Genomic DNA, 16,308 nt, shown 5'->3' with positions numbered 1-16,308 from the left:
CTATTTCACGTCGCTCTTCCTACTGCCCCAACTTTGCAACAGCACCCTTCGGCATAATTGTTTGCATGGGACGGATTTTCGACAACATCGATCAGCAGCTAGGACCCCACCTGCAAAAAACTTTGCGGGAGAGCGATCGGATGGATGTAGCTGTGGGCTACTTCAACCTGCGCGGTTGGTCTGTTTTCAACGGGATCGTGGAGCAAATGGCGCAGTCGAAGACTCTTCCAGTTGCGCGAATCTTGATCGGCATGGTGACGGGCGGACCGCAGGAGGAGGCGCTGGAGTCCCTTCAGTCAATGGTTGACGGGAAAGTTCGACTAGACGCGGATCGAGCGGCCGCTCAAGCGCGCAGAACAGCATTGCTCGAGCAGCTACGTGTACAGTTGATGCGGGGCCTTCCTACTTCGACTGATCGCGTAACCTTGCAGTCCCTTCGATCCTTGCTGGCGCAAGGTGCGATCCAGGTCAAGGTATTCACCCGCAGGCCTCTTCACGGCAAGGCCTATATCTTTCATCGGCAGTCCGTAAACACGTCCATTGGCGGTTTCGTTGGCTCATCGAACTTGACGTGGCCCGGGCTCATGTCGAATCTCGAGCTGAACGTGGACGTTTTCGACCATACGAGCGCCCATGATTTAGCTAAGTGGTTCGAGGATCGATGGAATGATCCGTTCTCCCGTGAGGTGAGCGAGGATGTTCTTGCGTTGCTCGATGAATCATGGGCAACTCCGAATCCCCGACCACCGTATGACGTTTTTATGAAGGTTTGCTACGAGCTTTCACGAGACGTGCGTGAAGGCTTGGGGGAGTATTCCATTCCTCCAGAGATTTCGAACAAGCTCCTGGATTATCAGACGACGGCTGTGCGAACGTTGGCTCGAAGAGTTGTCACGCGCGGCGGAACAATGCTCGGCGATGTTGTGGGCTTAGGTAAGACATTAACGGCAATCGCGGTTGCGCTGATGCTGCGTGATGAGCACGGGTATATGCCGCTTGTGGTGTGCCCGAAGAACCTCGTTCGGATGTGGGAAGAACACTTCGAAGCCTACGGCCTTCATGGCACGGTTGTTCCCTACTCGATGGCGCACAAGATACTCCCTGATCTACGCCGCTATCTGTTTGTCATCGTGGATGAGTCCCACAGACTGCGCAATAATCAACGCCGCGACTACACCGCTTTGTCTGACTACATTCGTCGCAATGAGTCGAAGGTTCTTGCTTTGACGGCAACGCCATACAACATCGAGTTCTCCGATGTAGCGAACCAGTTGGCACTGTGGATTGACGAGGATGACGATCTTTCGATTGCTCCCACGAACGCTATTGCCGCAGACAGCAAGCTTGTGGACCAAGTCGATGGGAAGGTCACCACACTTGCTGCATTCCGTAAGTCAGAAGATCCTGACGACTGGAAGCGCCTGATGAGCGAAAACCTCATTCGCCGTACCAGATCCTTCATCCGCCAAAACTACTCGCGGAAAGACGACAGCGGACGAGAATATGTGGAGTTCCCCAATGGGGAATCGTTCACGTTCCCTACGCGTAAGGCGATCCCGCTGCGGCACGACTTTGGCGAAGACGACCCGGCCACGATTTTGGCTGACGATGACACTCTCGCCGTAATCGAGAACCTAAGTCTGCCTCGCTACAACCTCAGCTCGTACCTCAACCACCGTGCTCGAAAAGACCCACTCTTCAAAGACTGGGCAGAAGGCGTTGACCGCGGCCGCGGACACGTTGCTGGCTTCGTAAAAACTATGCTCTATAAGCGGCTCTCTTCTGGCGGGCACGCATTCCTGCTGTCCCTCACCCGCCATCTCGCCCGCAACGAACTGTTTGTGTACGCGCTCGAGAACAATCTTGACGTGCCGGCTGGCACCATCAATGACCTTGACATGCTTAGCGACGAAGACACCCTCGAAAGCGGTCTCGACCTCACGGCAGCCGACGCAGCTACTCGATACCAGGTACTCAAAGCTAACGCTCCACGTGACATTACGTGGGTGCCCGCCTCTCATTTCAATGCCCAGTTCGCGACAGATCTTCGGGTAGACACGCAGGCCCTACGTGCACTACTGACAAAGGTAGGCGTATGGGATCCGAACAGGGACTCGAAACTTGCCGCCCTCATTGAATTAGTGAGCGTGCAACACCCGAATGAGAAAGTCTTGGTGTTCACGGAATACAAGGACACCGCCGACTATCTCGGAGCCCAGCTGGCCCAGGCAGGAGTAGGCGCTGTGGCAGCTGTGACCGGGGCGACCGATGACCCGACACGAATGGCAGAAAGATTCTCACCCCGATCCAACGCACTGCCCGGTGCCGATCCCGTCGTTGCGCCTGAGGACGAAACCCGCATCCTTATCGCCACCGACGTTCTCTCGGAGGGCCAGAACCTGCAAGACGCCCATATTGTTGTCAACTATGACCTGCCCTGGGCGATCATCCGACTCATTCAGCGCGCTGGCCGCGTTGACCGCATCGGGCAAATCTCGCCCGAAGTTCTGATCTACTCCATATTCCACGAGAGCATCGAAAACGTCATCTCCCTACGGCAACGAATAGCCCAACGACTCTCGCGTAACGCTGCCGTCTTCGGTTCAGACGAAAACTTTTTCGGCTCTGAAGACGAAACCCGGATGCTCAACGACCTCTACAACGGATCGCTCGATGATGCAGAGAGCGCGGAAGACGTGGATGCATCATCACTGGCATATGAGTACTGGCATGCTCTCGAGCAGCGCGACCCGGCAGAAGCGCAGCGAATCGCAGCGCTACCGGATCTCATTGATGCCACACGGCGCAAGCGAATCAGTGACAGTAGTGAAGGCCTGACGTGCTTCGTGCGCACCGCCAGCGGCATCGACGGGTTCGGATTTATTGACCCCGGCGGGACTACTAAAGTTCTCACTGGACACGAGACACTCGCCCTGTTCGAAGCCTCACCTGAAGAGCCAGGCCTCGACCCACGAGAAGATCACGAACACCTCGTTACAACCCTCGTGCGAAAAGACCTCTCCACCCCGGCCGCCGTCGCTGGGCGACTACGTGGAGTCCGTAAGACTGTATGGAACCGGCTCGGAGCAACACTGAACTTCTCCACCTTCGACCGCGACACCCAGGCGGCACTCGAGTCCCTTTATCAACACCCACTAACCCGCGAGGCAGAGCGCCGCCTACGCCAAGCAATCCGCCAAGGCGTCGACGACAACGCTCTCGCCGCCCGAGTCGCTTCACTACATCGCGACAAGGAACTTGTATTTGAATCCGGAACCGCCTCTGATGCCATCCGCATCGTCTCCACCATGGGAATCACGCAATGACGCACACACTTCTTAACCTTGTAGACCGCAACGATTTTCGCCGCCTCTTCATCGAACACCTCGGGTGGGAAAACCCCACACTGCGACCCGTAACACTCTCAATAGAGGACAACACCTACACCCTCACGCAAGTTGCCGGGTTTAGTGGCTTGCGCGTCTGGTACTGCAATGAGCTTCCCCCGCGACGTATCCAGCGCCTTATCGACCAAGAACTCGCGCGCGAAAGCCACGAACGCCTCGTCATCTTCGGCAACGACACCCACCAAGAGTGGCGGTGGCCCCGCCGCGCCGAAAACGGCGGCACACACGCAAAACTCATCGCCCACACCCATGCCATTGGCCAGCCCGACTCCCACCTCGAGAGCCAACTTGAGGTCATTCGCATTGGCTTCGACGAAGAGCCCACACTGCCGGAAATCCTCACCCGCATGCGCGAAGCCTTCGACTACGAAGCAGCCGAATCGGCCGTAGCCGCCGCAAAACTCATGGCGGAACTGTATGTTCACCTTGATTCGACCGGCTTCGATGAACACCACGCCTCCGTCTTTCTCGTGCGCACTCTCTTTTGCCTCTACGCCGACGATTCTGACCTCTGGCAGCGCGACCTCTTCACCAGGTATATCGAGGAACGCACCAACGAAGACGGCAGCGATCTTGGCGAAAAACTCGCAGACCTCTACCAAGCACTCAACCAGCCTAGGGAAGAGCGGCCAAGCCAGGATGACGAACTCATCCAAGCATTCCCATACGTCAATGGCAGCGTCTTCGGTGAAGCAACCGAAACTCCCGCCTTTACGGAGCAGTCGCGAAAGCTACTCCTCAAAGCCACCTATTTCAACTGGGCCGAAATCTCTCCTGCTATTTTCGGGTCGCTCTTCCAGGCGGTCAAAGATAAACGTGCGCGCCGCGAATTTGGCGCCCACTACACAACAGAAGAGAACATCCTCAAAGCAATTCGCCCACTGTTTCTCGATGACCTCGAAGAGTCTTTCGCCAAGGCGTACGACAGCAAGAAAGCGCTGGAAGCGTTGCTCAAGAAACTAGGTGACCTCAACATCCTCGACCCTGCCTGTGGGTGCGGCAACTTCCTCATCATCGCCTACCGCGAACTCCGAGCGCTGGAATTACGCATCCATCAGCGCCTACAGGAACTTTACCCTAAGCGCCGACAACTCTCCCTCGATGCAGCGAGCCTCGTCCATGTGAAACTTAGTCAGTTCCATGGCATCGAAATTGAAGAGTGGCCAGCAACCATCGCCAAGACCGCAATGTTTTTCGTGGAGCACCAAGCAAACCAGGCCCTAAGTCTCGCACTTGGCTACGCATACCCGATGCTTCCACTTCAGGATTCCGCGCAGATCACCGTGGGTAACGCGTTGCGTCTCGACTGGCGCGAGCTTCTGCCGGCCGGTCCGAACACGTTCATCATGGGTAATCCGCCGTTCATTGGGCAGTACACGAAGGCTGCGGATCAAACGGAGGATATGAAGCTCGTGTGGGGCGAGCTTTACGACGGTTACCTTGACTACGTGACGGCCTGGTTCAAGAAGGCGAGCGATTTCTTCCGTCCCGTCAATGGTGGCCGCTTCGCATTCGTATCAACCAACTCCATTGCGCAGGGCCAGCCCGTTCCCGCGCTGTTTGGCCCTCTTTTCGACGCGGGCTGGCGTATCCGTTTCGCTCACCAAACGTTCGCGTGGCAGAGCGAAGCGCCCGGCGGTGCGGCCGTTCACTGCGTCATCACGGGCTACGACAAGCACGAGCGAAGCGCCCCGCAATTGTTTACCTACGACAACGTCAAGGGCGAACCGCAGCAGGTTCCCGCGAAGCAGATCAATGCGTATCTCGTGGATGGGCCGAACGTACTTGTACAGAAGCGATCAAAGGCGTTGAGCCCTCAGCTTCCGAAAGTTGCTTTCGGCTCTAAACCGGCTGACGGAGGCAACCTTATTGTCGAGCCTAACGAGCACGCTGCAGTCGTGGAAGATCCCATCGCAGCGAAGTATCTCCGTCCCTTTATTGGGGCTAAACAGCTAATTCACAACACTCCACGCTGGTGCCTCTGGATGGCAGATGAAGAATTCAATCCGAGTGACATCCAACGTTCGCCGATACTGAAGGAACGGGTTGAAGTCTGCCGTCGGTGGCGTTCGTCGCAAACAACCGGCGGCGATGCGTATAAGCTTCGCGATACTCCACATTTGTTCCGAGGGAACGAGCATCGACCGCTCGTTCCCTACGTGGGAATACCAAGGCACTTTTCGGAAACGCGAGCTTTTGCCACGGTCAAACGCTTCGCCGCCGACGTTATTTGCGGTGACGCGAACTTTGCTGCCGAAGATCCCGACGGTTTTCTCTTCGGCGTGATTTCCTCGTCGATGTTCATTACGTGGCAGCGCGCGGTGGGTGGGAAGATCAAGTCTGACTTGAGGTTCTCGAACACGCTCGTGTGGAACAACCTTCCGCTTCCCACCGTCCATCAGGACTTGCGCGACATGGTGATCGAGGCGGGCAAGGGCGTGATCGCGGCGCGTGAGCTGCACCCCGAGCGCTCTCTCGCCGATCACTACAACCCCCTCGCGATGAGCCCCGCGCTTCTCAAAGCCCACGCCGCCCTCGACCGTGTTGTGGATAAAGCCTTCGGCGCGAAGAAGCCGCTCCACTCGAACGAGGAACGCCTTGCCCTCCTCTTCGAGCGCTACGCCGACATGACGGCATGAAGCTCATCAAGTGTGGCAACGTGTGGGTTGAGCCGACACCTGGCCCGGGCTCTCAGTGTGAGTACGGAAAATAGATGGTTGGCTTACTTGCTCGTGCGATGGAATTGAAAGTGACGGTCACTGAACACGGCAGTGTTCTCAATGTTTAGCGCAGCTCTACGGAGGCTGCAGATGCGAGCAATTGATTGGACTTGAGGGAGTTTTATTTGGCGAATGATGATGCGCTGGGGAACGTGATCCGATACACCGCCGAAGTTGTTTTGGAAAAGGGGGCAGACATTCCCTTCAAGAATCTGGAGCTTTCCTCGGGCGGGTTGCGAGATAGTGTGACGGGCCAACTTGTAGCTCTGGCCAAGCCCGCCTCAAGAGAAGCTCCTAAGGGATCAGCTGGCGCAGGTCCGCTACTTGCGGCGGGTGCCGTGGGCGTTGCAGCAGCAACGGTCGTTGCTATTGGAATCGCCAATAGGCAGGCGATCAGGGAAAAACTTCGGGCGGCCAAGGAGCACTTGTCCTCTGAGTCTGAAGATGAGCAAAATCAAAATACTGCTGAGCGAATTTACGATCCTAGGATCGACCATCAAAGTAAGTAGGCGCGGAGTTCGCGACTCTAGGAGAAGGTGTTATGTATGCCCTGATGGGGTGTAAGTGAGCCATGGTGGTCTCCTAGTTGTACCCGCTCTTGCGGCAAGGCGGCGAGATGCCGTCTGCGCAGGCAAAATATCTTTTTGGCTTTCAGCTTGTTTGCTGGTTGTCTAGCAAACTTGCAAACTTTCTAGCTTGTCTATGGTGTCTCGTTTTGTGTACTTTTTGCGACTGGGGCGCCACGACTCCCTCAATATGTCTCAAAACGCTAAACCTTCGCCCGTGAGACACTTCCGTTCACGGGTCTAGAGATTGTGAGACATATGGGCGTCACCTACACCAGTTAACCCGGGTGTTGCGGTGTCAGGGACGGCCAGTACAGGAGCGAGAATTGCTTCTCCGTTATGTCGGCGTCGCGCCGATTACTGACGCAGTGCTCTCGATCGCTGAGGCGTTACCGCAGAATGTTCGTTCGCTTGATGCCATTCATCTTGCGACTGCCCTCCAGTTGGGCAGTGCGGTCACCGTAGCGAGCCACGACCGGCAAATGCTCGCTGTTGCCCAGGATTTGGGCTTCACCATATGCGACCCTTTATCCTCGTAAGGTTCAACGACCTCACCCTCACTGCAATGTATACACAGGTCAGGTGCCTTTTTTGCCCCTTGGGGCACTGTTGACGTGCGAAGATTAAGTTCGCCTGCATACCGCAGGGTTCGGAACTTCATTGATATTAAGGGAGTCGTGCATGAGCGTTGAGGCGCAGCCTGGCGCAAACGACCGACCCTATAGCGTGCGCCACGAGATCACGCAGGGCGCACTCCTGATTCTCCCCGCAGGGCTCGGAATGATTCCGATCGGCATTGCCTTCGGCCTGCTTGTGGTGCAATCGGGGCTCCCGTGGTGGATGGCACCCGCCCTTTCGTTCTTCGCGTACGCGGGCTCACTCGAGCTTCTGCTCATCACGCTCATCACGTCGCTTACGCCGCTTGTAACGATCGCTGCGGCATCGTTCTTCGTGAACTTCCGCCACGTGTTCTACGCGTTTAATTTCCCGCTCAAGGTCGTCACGAACCCGTTCTTGAAGTTCTACGCGATGTACTCCCTCACCGACGAGATCTTCGCGGTAACGGTTGCCAATCCAAAGGGGTGGACGCAGCCGCGCGTGATCTCGGCAGGGGCCGTACTCCAGATCTGCTGGGTGGGTGGCGGCCTCATGGGGGTACTGCTCTCGAGCTTCATCCCCTTCCAGATCCGCGGCCTGAGTTTCGCGCTGTGCGCCCTGTTCATCACGCTGACCCTCGATGCGTGCCGCACGAAACAGGAGATCCCGTCACTTCTCCTCGGTGCTGCCGCCTTCGGTTTCGCGCTCCTTTTGCTCCCGAGCCAGCCGATCTTCGCCGCGATGATTGGCTTCGTGGCGACCCTCGCCGCGCGCTACACGATCGCCGTGCGCCTCACGAGGCCACTCCCGGCAGAGATGGAGAGCGACGATGCAGCTTGACATCCCCTTCTGGTATCTCGCCTCGGTTCTCCTCATCGCCTTCGCCGTGACCTTCACGCTGCGCGCGCTCCCGTTCGCGATTCTCGAACCACTGCGCAAATCGCAATTCGTGCGCGTCATGGCCGTGTGGATGCCCGCGGGCATCCTCGTGATCCTCGCGCTCGCGACCTTTAAGAGCACCCTCGCCGAGGAACCCGGTGGTCTCGTTCACCTGCTGATCGCCTCAGGAGTCACGATTGCCGTGCACCTCTTCGGTGGTCGCCGCACCCTCGTGAGCGTCGCCGCGGGCACCCTCGCCTTCGTGCTGCTCGTGAACTTTTTCTAAGCGAGAGCGCGCGAAAGGGTTCCGACGCTCGCGAGGCATACGTCGGACCTAATTGAACCCAAACCGCTTGCGGATAACCCCGTAGGTGGTGCGAATAAACCGGTGCGCACCCGGCCCGCGTGCGCTGAGCCCGATGCTCATGGGGGTGCGTCGATAAGCCCGATACGCGGGATAGTTGTGCGCCTTGAGGTAGGCGAGAAGTTCGCGGCCCTGAGCTTTTGCCTCGGGAGTTTTCGCGAGCACGGCGAACGTGAGTGACACGCTCGTGATGATCGTGAGGTAGTGAAGCAGGTAGCGGCGGAGCGAACGCGAGGCGATGTTTTCCACGCGCAACTCATCAATCATGATCCTATTGACGCGAAGCTGCTGGTCAAGCCGAGAAATCATGATCTTCTCGTTGACACTCTGATCCTCGCGACCAATGAAGTAGTAGTAGAGCGGCACGGGCAGATAGTAGAGCGTGTGCGTGTGTCGAAGCGGGATCGACGCGTAGAGGTTGTCGACGTAAAACGTGTGGCGGGGTAGCTCGAGGCCCGATTCGAGGAGCACGCTGCGCTTGTAGAGGATCGCGTGCATGAGGAAGTAACTGCCCATGCGAGGCCGGGAGACCTGATCCCACGTGACCGTTCGGCGCGCGGGAACGGTGCGTCGGTAGCCGATACGGCGGTTCTTCTTGAGCGCGTGGTTGTCGTACACGTAGTCGGTGAGCACGACGTCGGGGCGGTTATCCGGGGGAAAAGATGCGACGGCATCGAGCAGCGCCGTGAGGGCGCGGGCATCGAGGCGATCGTCAGAATCGAGAACCTTGAGGTAGGTGCCCACTGCTGCGCGCACACCTGCCATGACCGCCGCGCCGTGCCCGCCGTTTTCCTGGCTCACGACGCGCACAATCTCTGGGTGCCGTTCTTCGTACTCGCGGGCAATCTGCTCCGTGTCGTCCGTCGAACCGTCGTTCACGAGAATGATCTCGATACGCTCGCGCACCTCGCCGCCGTCGAAAAGAATCGAGTCGATCCCCCTTCGCATGTACTCCGCTGAGTTGTAACACGGCACAACGAATGAGATCAGAGGGGCTTCACGCATAAGAATTATGGTACGACCACGAACCGAGAGTGAGCGCCGTACGATGGATGGTGCTAGCCGTTCAACGACGACAATATGAGAGGTATGAGCCGTGACTCCCGCGCCCGAATACGATTTTGAAACCCTCGTGGATCGCACGGATACGGGCTCGGTGAAGTGGGAGCTCATGCGCGAGCGTGGTGGGGACGTGCCGGCTGGCATTGCGCCGTTGTCGACTGCGGATCTTGACTTCCTTCCCGCCCCGGAGATCACGCGCGGGCTGCGCGAGCACCTCGAGAGTGCGGTCCTGGGGTACACGGGTCCGACGCCTGCACTGTTCTCGGCGATTCAAATGTGGCAAGCCGTGCGCCATCGCTGGGCGATTGACACGAGCTGGATTTCACTGATGCCTGGCGTCGTGACGGGGCTTTTTGCCGGTGTGCGTGCAGCGAGCGAGGAGGGCGACGGGGTTGCGCTCTTGACGCCCGCCTACCCACCCATGGTCGAGGCAATCGAGAAAACGGGCAGGCGCGTGGTCCGCGTTCCCCTCGACGGGGAGGGCGGGCGCTACCGCATTGATTTCGCGGCCCTCGCCGAAGCCCTCTCGAGTGAGGATGTTTCGGTGCTGATCCTGTGTTCGCCGCACAACCCCACGGGCCGCGTGTGGACGTACACGGAGCTCGAGGAGATTGCGCACCTCGCACGTGCACACGACGTCACGGTCATTGCCGACGAGATCCACGCGGATATCGTTCACGAGGGTTTCGAGCACATCCCTTTCGCGGCGATCAGCGAGGATGCGACGTCACGGACCATCACCCTGTCGTCGGCGTCGAAGAGTTTCAACCTTGCGGGCGTGCAAACGAGTTGGGCGATCATCGAGAATGCCGAATTGCGCGCCGCCTACGAGCGTGAACTCGAGGCGTGGGGCTTCCACTTCGTGAACTGTCTCGGGTATCGCGCGGTTGAGATCGCCTACACGGAGGCGAGCGATTGGCTCGAGGGCCTCCTCGAGCTCGTGGCCCGCAATGATCGCGTCAGCAGAGAATTTTTCGCCGAGCACTTCCCGGAGGTGTTGATCGCGCCCCTCGAAGGGACGTTCCTCCAGTGGATCGATTTCCGCCAGCTTGAAATCGACGAGCGCGAGCTGACGCGCTTGCACGATCAAGAGGCGCACGTGTTCTTCGAGCATGGGCGAACCTTCGGTGCGCCCGGATTCGAGCGGCTCAACCTCGGTACGCCTACGCGGGTGCTAGAAGAGGCGCTGGCCCGATTGGCCGAGACACACGGTCGCTAAGCTGGGGGTATGACCACAGCAGACAGTGCAGTTACCCCATCCATCGCTTACCCCTTGCGCTCAATCGGGCGCCTGACGGTGACGCCACTCGGGCTCGGAGCAATGCCGCTTTCGTTCGAGGAGAAAGCGGAAGATACACAGAACGCGCGCGAGACCGTTGGTGCCGCGCTCGATGCCGGGATAACGCTCATTGATACCGCCGACATCTACGCCCCGGCGTGGAACAAGGTTGGCCACAACGAACGCCAGGTTGCCGATGCTCTCGAAGCCTACGCCGCCGCGCACCCTGACTTTGACCGGGCGAGGATCGCCGTTGCCACGAAGGGCGGCATCACGCGAGCCGAGGGTGAACAATGGGGCCGCGACAGCTCCGTTGGCCACTTCCGCACAGCCGTCGTGCGCTCGAAAAAGAACCTCGGGGTCGAGAAGATCGACCTCTACTACCTCCACCGCCCCGATCGCACGCGCCTGTACGCGGAGGCCATCGAGACCCTCGCGGAACTCAAGGACGAGGGGCACGTGAAGAACATTGGCATTTCAAACGCGAGCGTCGAGGAAATCGAGATCGCGCTCGAGGTGCTTGGCGAAGGCAACCTCGCAGCCGTGCAAAATGAGTTCTCACCGCGCTTTAACCACACGAGCTGGGATGAGCTGCAGTTCTGCGGCGAGCACGGCATCACGTTCGTGCCGTGGTCGCCTCTTGGCGGCACGGGGGGTGGCGCCGCCGAAGTAGGAGAGCGCTTCCCCGCGATCGCCGATATCGCCCGCAGTTGCGAGGCAAGCCCACAGCAGGTGGTCCTCGCCTGGGAGATGTCGCTCGGTGAGCACGTGCTTCCCATTCCCGGTGCTTCACGCCCCGCCTCGATCGCGGATTCCGCGAAAGCCATGAGTCTCACGCTCGACGCGGGCGAAAAGGACGCACTCGACAAGGAACTCTTGCCGAAGCGTTAGGCGCTTGGCGCTCCACGTGCAAAAGGCGGACCCGGAGAAATCCGGACCCGCCTTTTCGCGAGTGTTGAGGCGTGGGGAGCCCCGGGGCGGTTACTCGCCGAAGTGCTCGCGGGCGCTCTGCGCGGCGCCCTCGGCGTTACGGCGTGCCTCTTCCCGCGCGCGGCGGGCACGTTCCTTGGCCTCCGCGCGGAGACGCTCAATGTGCTCGCGCGAATTGCCTTCCCCGTCAACGGGCTCGGCGGGGTTCACGGGAGTGGAATCGCCGTTGATCGTGTCGTTTGCCGCCTGTGCTTGCAGGAGAGCCGAACGGATTTCGTCCCCCATAGCCCCCACCGACGAAGGATTGGACGGGAGGAACAGCACGTTCGAGCGACCGTTGCGGGCCACGTCCTGCATCGTGTCGAAGTACTGGGTCATGAGCAGTAGTTCTTCAGCGGTGTTCTCGATGCCAACCTGCTTGAGCATCTCGTACTGCTCCGCAATGCCCATGGCGATCGCGCGGCGCTGAGCCGCGACACCCTCACCCTGGAGGCGCTTCGACTCGGCCTCGGCTTCAGCCTGCGTCACGCGCTTGATCTTGTCAGCCTCGGCGAGCGACTGTGCAGCAACGCGGTCGCGCTGTGCGGCGTTAATCGAGTTCATCGAGTCGCGCACGCGCTGATCGGGCGAGATGTCCTGCACAAGGGTGTTGACGATGTGAAAACCGAACTCTTGCATGCGGGTCGAGAGGGTCGCCTCGACGCTGCGGGCAATGTCATCCTTCGATTCGAAGGCCGCGTCAAGATCGAGGCCCGAGAGGGCCGAGCGCACCGTGTCAAACACGTAGCTGCGGATCTGCGCCTCGGGGTTCGAAAGGCGGTAGTAGGCGTCCTGAACCGACTCCTCGCGGATCACGTACTGCACGGCGACCGGAACGGTCACGAACACGTTGTCTTTCGTTTTCGACTCGATGTTGACCTCGAGCTGGCGAATACGCAGCGAGATCGGTTTCGTGAGTGTGTCCATGAACGGAATCTTCGTATTCAGGCCGGGCTTCGCGACGCGCAGGAATTTGCCGAAGCGCTCGACGATCACGTTTTCTTGCGTTTTCACGGTGAAGAGGATCGAGGAGCGGAGGCCGCCGAAAAGCAGGGCGAGCAAAACGATGATGATGACGATTATGACGCCGCCACCGGTGAGAATACCGACGAGAGCTTCCATGGGGGTCCTTTCTTCGTGGGGCTTAGGCCGCGAGGGCCCTGGTGATTGATGTCGCGATGCGCGACGGAGGAATGGGGGGTGCAAAGCGGCGAATGACGAGCCCATCGCGGCCCACGAGGAACTTCGTGAAATTCCAGGCGATGCGGCCGCCGAGCATCCCACCGCGCTGCTGTTCGAGCCAGGTGAAAAGTGGATCGGCATTCTTGCCGTTCACGTCGACCTTCGCGAACACGGGAAAGCTCGTGCGGTAGCGAGTTTCGCAAAAATCGACGATGTCCTCCATCGTGCCTGGCTCCTGGTTGCCGAATTGATTGCACGGGAACGCCAGAACGCTAAAACCGCGATCCTCGAAGCGCTCCTGGAGTTCCTGGAGGCCTTCGTACTGGGGCGTGAATCCGCATTCGCTTGCGGTGTTCACCACGAGAGTGACCCTGCCCGTGAATTCGGAGAGATCCCGCGGCTCGCCGTTCGCGCCCGTGACCGTAAAGTCAAACAGGGTTGCGGGAGTAGTGGCCTCAGTGTGGGCAGAGTTCACGAAGGGTCCTTCGATCGAGGGCAGAATGTGACGTGCGATACCAGAGTACCGTGCGCACCTCAGTGCACTTCAAGGGACGTGGCAGGATTCGATGCGAGAAAATCGTCGATCTCTCCGCGTGTGGGCGCGGTGATGGGGCCTTTACGGGTCACCTTGAGTGCCGCCCCAGCATTTGCTCGTCGCGCGGCTTCGAGCCACGGTGCTCCGAGTGCTCTTTCGCCGAGCAGAATGCCCGTGTGAGTGTCGCCCGCGCCGTTCGTGTCAATCGCCTTTTGCGGGTAGCCGGGAACGTAGTCGAGGTGGCCGCGCTCGAAAAGATAGCAACCGTCGGACCCATCCCGCACAATCACGACCGCACCCTGCCCGAGAAGGCGGGCGAGGGCGGGCAGGGTTCCTCTCACGTCGTCGATGCCGGTGATCTCGCGTGCTTCATCGGCGTTCGACGTCCACACGTCGGTGCGCGCGAGGATCCGTTTCCGCAGCGTTCGCGGGAACGACGCGAACGGCGCGCCGGGGTCGAGAACTAGCCGAACACCGCAGTCGAGCGTATCGAGGAAGGTCAGGAGCGGATCGCGCGTGGGCTCGAAAAGGCTGTACCCGCTCACGCACACGAGGTCGCCCGCCTCGGGCTCCAGCAAGGCGAGGGACTCCGCGGTGATGCGACGTTCGGCGCCGTAGCACGTCACGAACGTGCGCTCGGCAGAGGGCTCGACGAACACGTAGCAGCAGCCCGTGTCTGTGCCCTCGATTGCGGGGCTCGAAAGACCGATCCCGTTTTGCCGCAGTACCTCGCGGATGAGATCCCCGTTCGGCCCTTCGCCGTGGGCACCGCCGTGCACGGCCTTTGCCCCCACTCGAGCCGCGGCGAGTGAAATAGTGACGGCTCCGCCTGCGTAGGATCTCGGGACACCAACCGCATTCACGTTGGAGCCCGTACTCGGAAGTGCGGGAACTTCGATCATGACATCGACAAGCGCCTGGGCGGTATGGAGAACTCGGGGCATGACTCGAGTGTACGGGCACTACGATGAGGCAATGCTCCCTCTTTCACCGCCCGCGCCCGCCCTGATTGCCGCCGACATCGACGGCACGTTCGTGGACGACACGGGTGCGATTCCCCCGAAGAATCTCGACGCGCTCCAGAGGGCACGCGACAATGGGCTCGATTTCTGCCTCGTGACGGCCAGACCTCCGCGGTGGCTTACACGATTTCGGGGACTCAGCGCGGGCGCGATCTATGCCGCGAACGGCGCATACATTCTCGATGCCGCGACGGGCGCGATCCTTGAGGATCGTGGATTTTCGAGGAGTGAGGTCCGCGCGGTCGCACGTGCGCTTGCCCCCGTTTCGGGAATCGCCCTTTCAGCCGAAACCGCCGAAGGCTTCGTGCGGGAGCGAGCTTTCCCTTCGGCGCCGGCGGCAGGGGAGCGGGATCGAGAGTCCGACGCCACCTTCACCCTTTTGAGCGAGATTTCGTGCGGCGCCGGCAAGATCCTCGCGGTGTCGAGCCTTCTGGACACGGAGGAGTTTTATCGCGAGGTGCGCTCGCGCATTGCCGGCCTTGCCGAACTGCACGTGTCCACATCCGGCGGTCTCGCTGAACTCAGCCCCCTCGGCATATCGAAGGCCACCGCGCTCACTCACGCATGTCACGCACGCCGGATTGAGCCCGCGCAGGTGTGGGCCGTGGGAGACATGCCAAACGACCTTCCGATGCTGCGCGCGGCAGGCATCGGAATTGCTGTACGCAACGCCCACCCAGATCTCCACACGCACGCCGATGCCCTCGCTCCGGCAAATACCGACGCGGGTGTTGCCCACGTGATTGACGCGGCCCTCAGAGCCCGTGCCCTCGCTCGCACTACGCTGGGGACATGAGCGAGTTTGACTGGCAGCAGCTGCCGCCGTTCGTGAGTGCGGCGGCGCTCCTTGAACGCACGGGAGGGCGCGCGCCCGAGGCCGGGAGCGCGAACATTGGAAGTCTCGAGCCGGGCACGGGTGACCTCGTCATTGCCGACGTGCGCTGGAGCGTTGCGGAGGGTGCCATGCGCGATAGTTACCTGAAAGCGCATATTCCCGGGGCGATTTTTGTGGACCTCGAACAGGACCTCACGGGGGAGGGGGCGCCAGAGCGCGGCCGCCACCCGTTCCCCGACGACGACGAGCTCTCCGAGAAACTTAGCGCGCTCGGCATCAACTTCGAAGATACGGTGATCTGCTACGGCGCGGGCGACCCCATGGGCGCTGCTCGACTCGCGCTTATGCTGCGCTTCGTGGGCGTGAATGCTGCCGTTCTCGATGGTGGGCTCGAGGCTTACGTGCGCTGTGCGGGAGAGCACGCGCTCGACAGCGGTGAGGTGCGGCGCGAGCCGAGCGACTTCCCGTGGCAGCCCTACGTGCGGCTCGTGAGCGAAGACGAAGTCCAGCACGCGATCCCCACCAAGGGTGCTCTCTTGATCGACGCGCGCCCGCCCGCGCGTTATCGCGGAAAATCCGAAACCCTCGACCCGCGGCCCGGGCACATCCCGACCGCAAAAAATGTCCCGTTTACGTCGCTTCTCGAGGCCGACGGGACCTTCCGCTCGCGCGAGGAGATTCGTGCCGCATTCGAACGCGCGGGCGCGACAACGGAACGAATCACGTTCAACTATTGCGGCTCGGGCGTGAGCGCCGCGGTCAACACACTCGCGATGGATTTCGCCGGGTTCGCCCACGTCTACCTCTACGCAGGCTCATACTCTGAATGGTCGCGCAACCCCGAACGCGCGGTGGAAACGGGTGAAGGGGCGGGGTCCGACGCTTCCTAGG

At 60.1% G+C, this 16,308-nt stretch carries 14 protein-coding genes; 10 read left to right on the top strand and 4 right to left on the bottom strand.

Annotation, left to right across the window (positions count from 1 at the left end; translation table 11 throughout):
- Positions 1–65: 65 nt before the first annotated feature.
- From DAD186_RS09895 to DAD186_RS09870, 6 genes are all read left to right on the top strand, one after another.
- The gene (locus tag DAD186_RS09895) at positions 66–3,326 is read left to right on the top strand and encodes a helicase-related protein (protein WP_065248532.1); all 3,261 of its coding nucleotides are present in this window, start codon (positions 66–68) and stop codon (positions 3,324–3,326) included.
- On the top strand, positions 3,323–6,046 hold the full coding sequence (locus tag DAD186_RS11175; protein ID WP_065248531.1) for a class I SAM-dependent DNA methyltransferase: 2,724 nt from the start codon (positions 3,323–3,325) through the stop codon (positions 6,044–6,046). Before DAD186_RS09895 ends, DAD186_RS11175 begins: the two co-directional genes overlap by 4 nt.
- Before the next feature lie 206 nt (positions 6,047–6,252).
- Entirely contained in the window at positions 6,253–6,636 is a 384-nt protein-coding gene (locus tag DAD186_RS09885; protein ID WP_157457136.1) for a hypothetical protein, read from the top strand.
- A gap of 344 nt (positions 6,637–6,980) precedes the next feature.
- On the top strand, positions 6,981–7,232 hold the full coding sequence (locus DAD186_RS11335; RefSeq protein ID WP_157457135.1) for a PIN domain-containing protein: 252 nt from the start codon (positions 6,981–6,983) through the stop codon (positions 7,230–7,232).
- Positions 7,233–7,374: 142 nt separating this feature from the next.
- Entirely contained in the window at positions 7,375–8,130 is a 756-nt protein-coding gene (locus DAD186_RS09875) for an AzlC family ABC transporter permease (protein ID WP_065248528.1), read from the top strand.
- Positions 8,120–8,455, top strand: a complete 336-nt coding sequence (locus DAD186_RS09870) for a branched-chain amino acid transporter permease (RefSeq protein WP_065248527.1) — start codon at positions 8,120–8,122, stop codon at positions 8,453–8,455. Before DAD186_RS09875 ends, DAD186_RS09870 begins: the two co-directional genes overlap by 11 nt.
- A 48-nt stretch (positions 8,456–8,503) precedes the next feature.
- On the opposite strand, the gene DAD186_RS09865 is transcribed toward DAD186_RS09870, so the two are convergent.
- Positions 8,504–9,538, bottom strand: coding sequence for a glycosyltransferase family 2 protein (locus tag DAD186_RS09865; RefSeq protein ID WP_065248526.1), 1,035 nt, complete (start codon positions 9,536–9,538; stop codon positions 8,504–8,506).
- Positions 9,539–9,629: 91 nt separating this feature from the next.
- Between DAD186_RS09865 and DAD186_RS09860 the strand changes: the two genes are divergently transcribed.
- Both DAD186_RS09860 and DAD186_RS09855 read left to right on the top strand, forming a co-directional pair.
- Positions 9,630–10,814, top strand: a complete 1,185-nt coding sequence (locus DAD186_RS09860) for a MalY/PatB family protein (RefSeq protein WP_065248525.1) — start codon at positions 9,630–9,632, stop codon at positions 10,812–10,814.
- 9 nt (positions 10,815–10,823) lie between these two features.
- Positions 10,824–11,765, top strand: a complete 942-nt coding sequence (locus DAD186_RS09855) for an aldo/keto reductase (RefSeq protein WP_065248524.1) — start codon at positions 10,824–10,826, stop codon at positions 11,763–11,765.
- Positions 11,766–11,855: 90 nt separating this feature from the next.
- On the opposite strand, the gene DAD186_RS09850 is transcribed toward DAD186_RS09855, so the two are convergent.
- The 3 genes from DAD186_RS09850 to DAD186_RS09840 are packed head-to-tail and all read right to left on the bottom strand — an operon-like array spanning position 11,856 to position 14,504.
- On the bottom strand, positions 11,856–12,965 hold the full coding sequence (locus DAD186_RS09850; RefSeq protein WP_065248523.1) for an SPFH domain-containing protein: 1,110 nt from the start codon (positions 12,963–12,965) through the stop codon (positions 11,856–11,858).
- A gap of 22 nt (positions 12,966–12,987) precedes the next feature.
- Positions 12,988–13,500, bottom strand: a complete 513-nt coding sequence (locus DAD186_RS09845) for a glutathione peroxidase (protein ID WP_065248522.1) — start codon at positions 13,498–13,500, stop codon at positions 12,988–12,990.
- 59 nt (positions 13,501–13,559) lie between these two features.
- The gene (locus DAD186_RS09840) at positions 13,560–14,504 is read right to left on the bottom strand and encodes a PfkB family carbohydrate kinase (RefSeq protein WP_065248521.1); all 945 of its coding nucleotides are present in this window, start codon (positions 14,502–14,504) and stop codon (positions 13,560–13,562) included.
- Positions 14,505–14,535: 31 nt separating this feature from the next.
- Between DAD186_RS09840 and DAD186_RS09835 the strand changes: the two genes are divergently transcribed.
- Positions 14,536–15,378, top strand: a complete 843-nt coding sequence (locus DAD186_RS09835) for an HAD family hydrolase (RefSeq protein ID WP_065248845.1) — start codon at positions 14,536–14,538, stop codon at positions 15,376–15,378.
- On the top strand, positions 15,375–16,307 hold the full coding sequence (locus tag DAD186_RS09830) for a sulfurtransferase (protein ID WP_082991186.1): 933 nt from the start codon (positions 15,375–15,377) through the stop codon (positions 16,305–16,307). Before DAD186_RS09835 ends, DAD186_RS09830 begins: the two co-directional genes overlap by 4 nt.
- The last annotated feature ends 1 nt before the right edge of the window (position 16,308 follow it).

It is taken from the genome of Dermabacter vaginalis (genome assembly GCF_001678905.1).
GTDB lineage: Bacteria > Actinomycetota > Actinomycetes > Actinomycetales > Dermabacteraceae > Dermabacter > Dermabacter vaginalis.
This window is presented reverse-complemented; position numbering and strand designations above follow the sequence as displayed.

Bases quoted from the DNA above. Each gene is read 5' to 3' on its own strand.
- DAD186_RS09870 (WP_065248527.1), top strand. From the start codon at position 8,120: ATGCAGCTTGACATCCCCTTCTGGTATCTCGCCTCGGTTCTCCTCATC.
- DAD186_RS11175 (WP_065248531.1), top strand. From the start codon at position 3,323: ATGACGCACACACTTCTTAACCTTGTAGACCGCAACGATTTTCGCCGC.
- DAD186_RS09875 (WP_065248528.1), top strand. From the start codon at position 7,375: ATGAGCGTTGAGGCGCAGCCTGGCGCAAACGACCGACCCTATAGCGTG.
- DAD186_RS09830 (WP_082991186.1), top strand. From the start codon at position 15,375: ATGAGCGAGTTTGACTGGCAGCAGCTGCCGCCGTTCGTGAGTGCGGCG.
- DAD186_RS09840 (WP_065248521.1), bottom strand. From the start codon at position 14,504: ATGCCCCGAGTTCTCCATACCGCCCAGGCGCTTGTCGATGTCATGATC.
- DAD186_RS09835 (WP_065248845.1), top strand. From the start codon at position 14,536: ATGCTCCCTCTTTCACCGCCCGCGCCCGCCCTGATTGCCGCCGACATC.
- DAD186_RS09865 (WP_065248526.1), bottom strand. From the start codon at position 9,538: ATGCGTGAAGCCCCTCTGATCTCATTCGTTGTGCCGTGTTACAACTCA.
- DAD186_RS09850 (WP_065248523.1), bottom strand. From the start codon at position 12,965: ATGGAAGCTCTCGTCGGTATTCTCACCGGTGGCGGCGTCATAATCGTC.
- DAD186_RS09855 (WP_065248524.1), top strand. From the start codon at position 10,824: ATGACCACAGCAGACAGTGCAGTTACCCCATCCATCGCTTACCCCTTG.
- DAD186_RS09895 (WP_065248532.1), top strand. From the start codon at position 66: ATGGGACGGATTTTCGACAACATCGATCAGCAGCTAGGACCCCACCTG.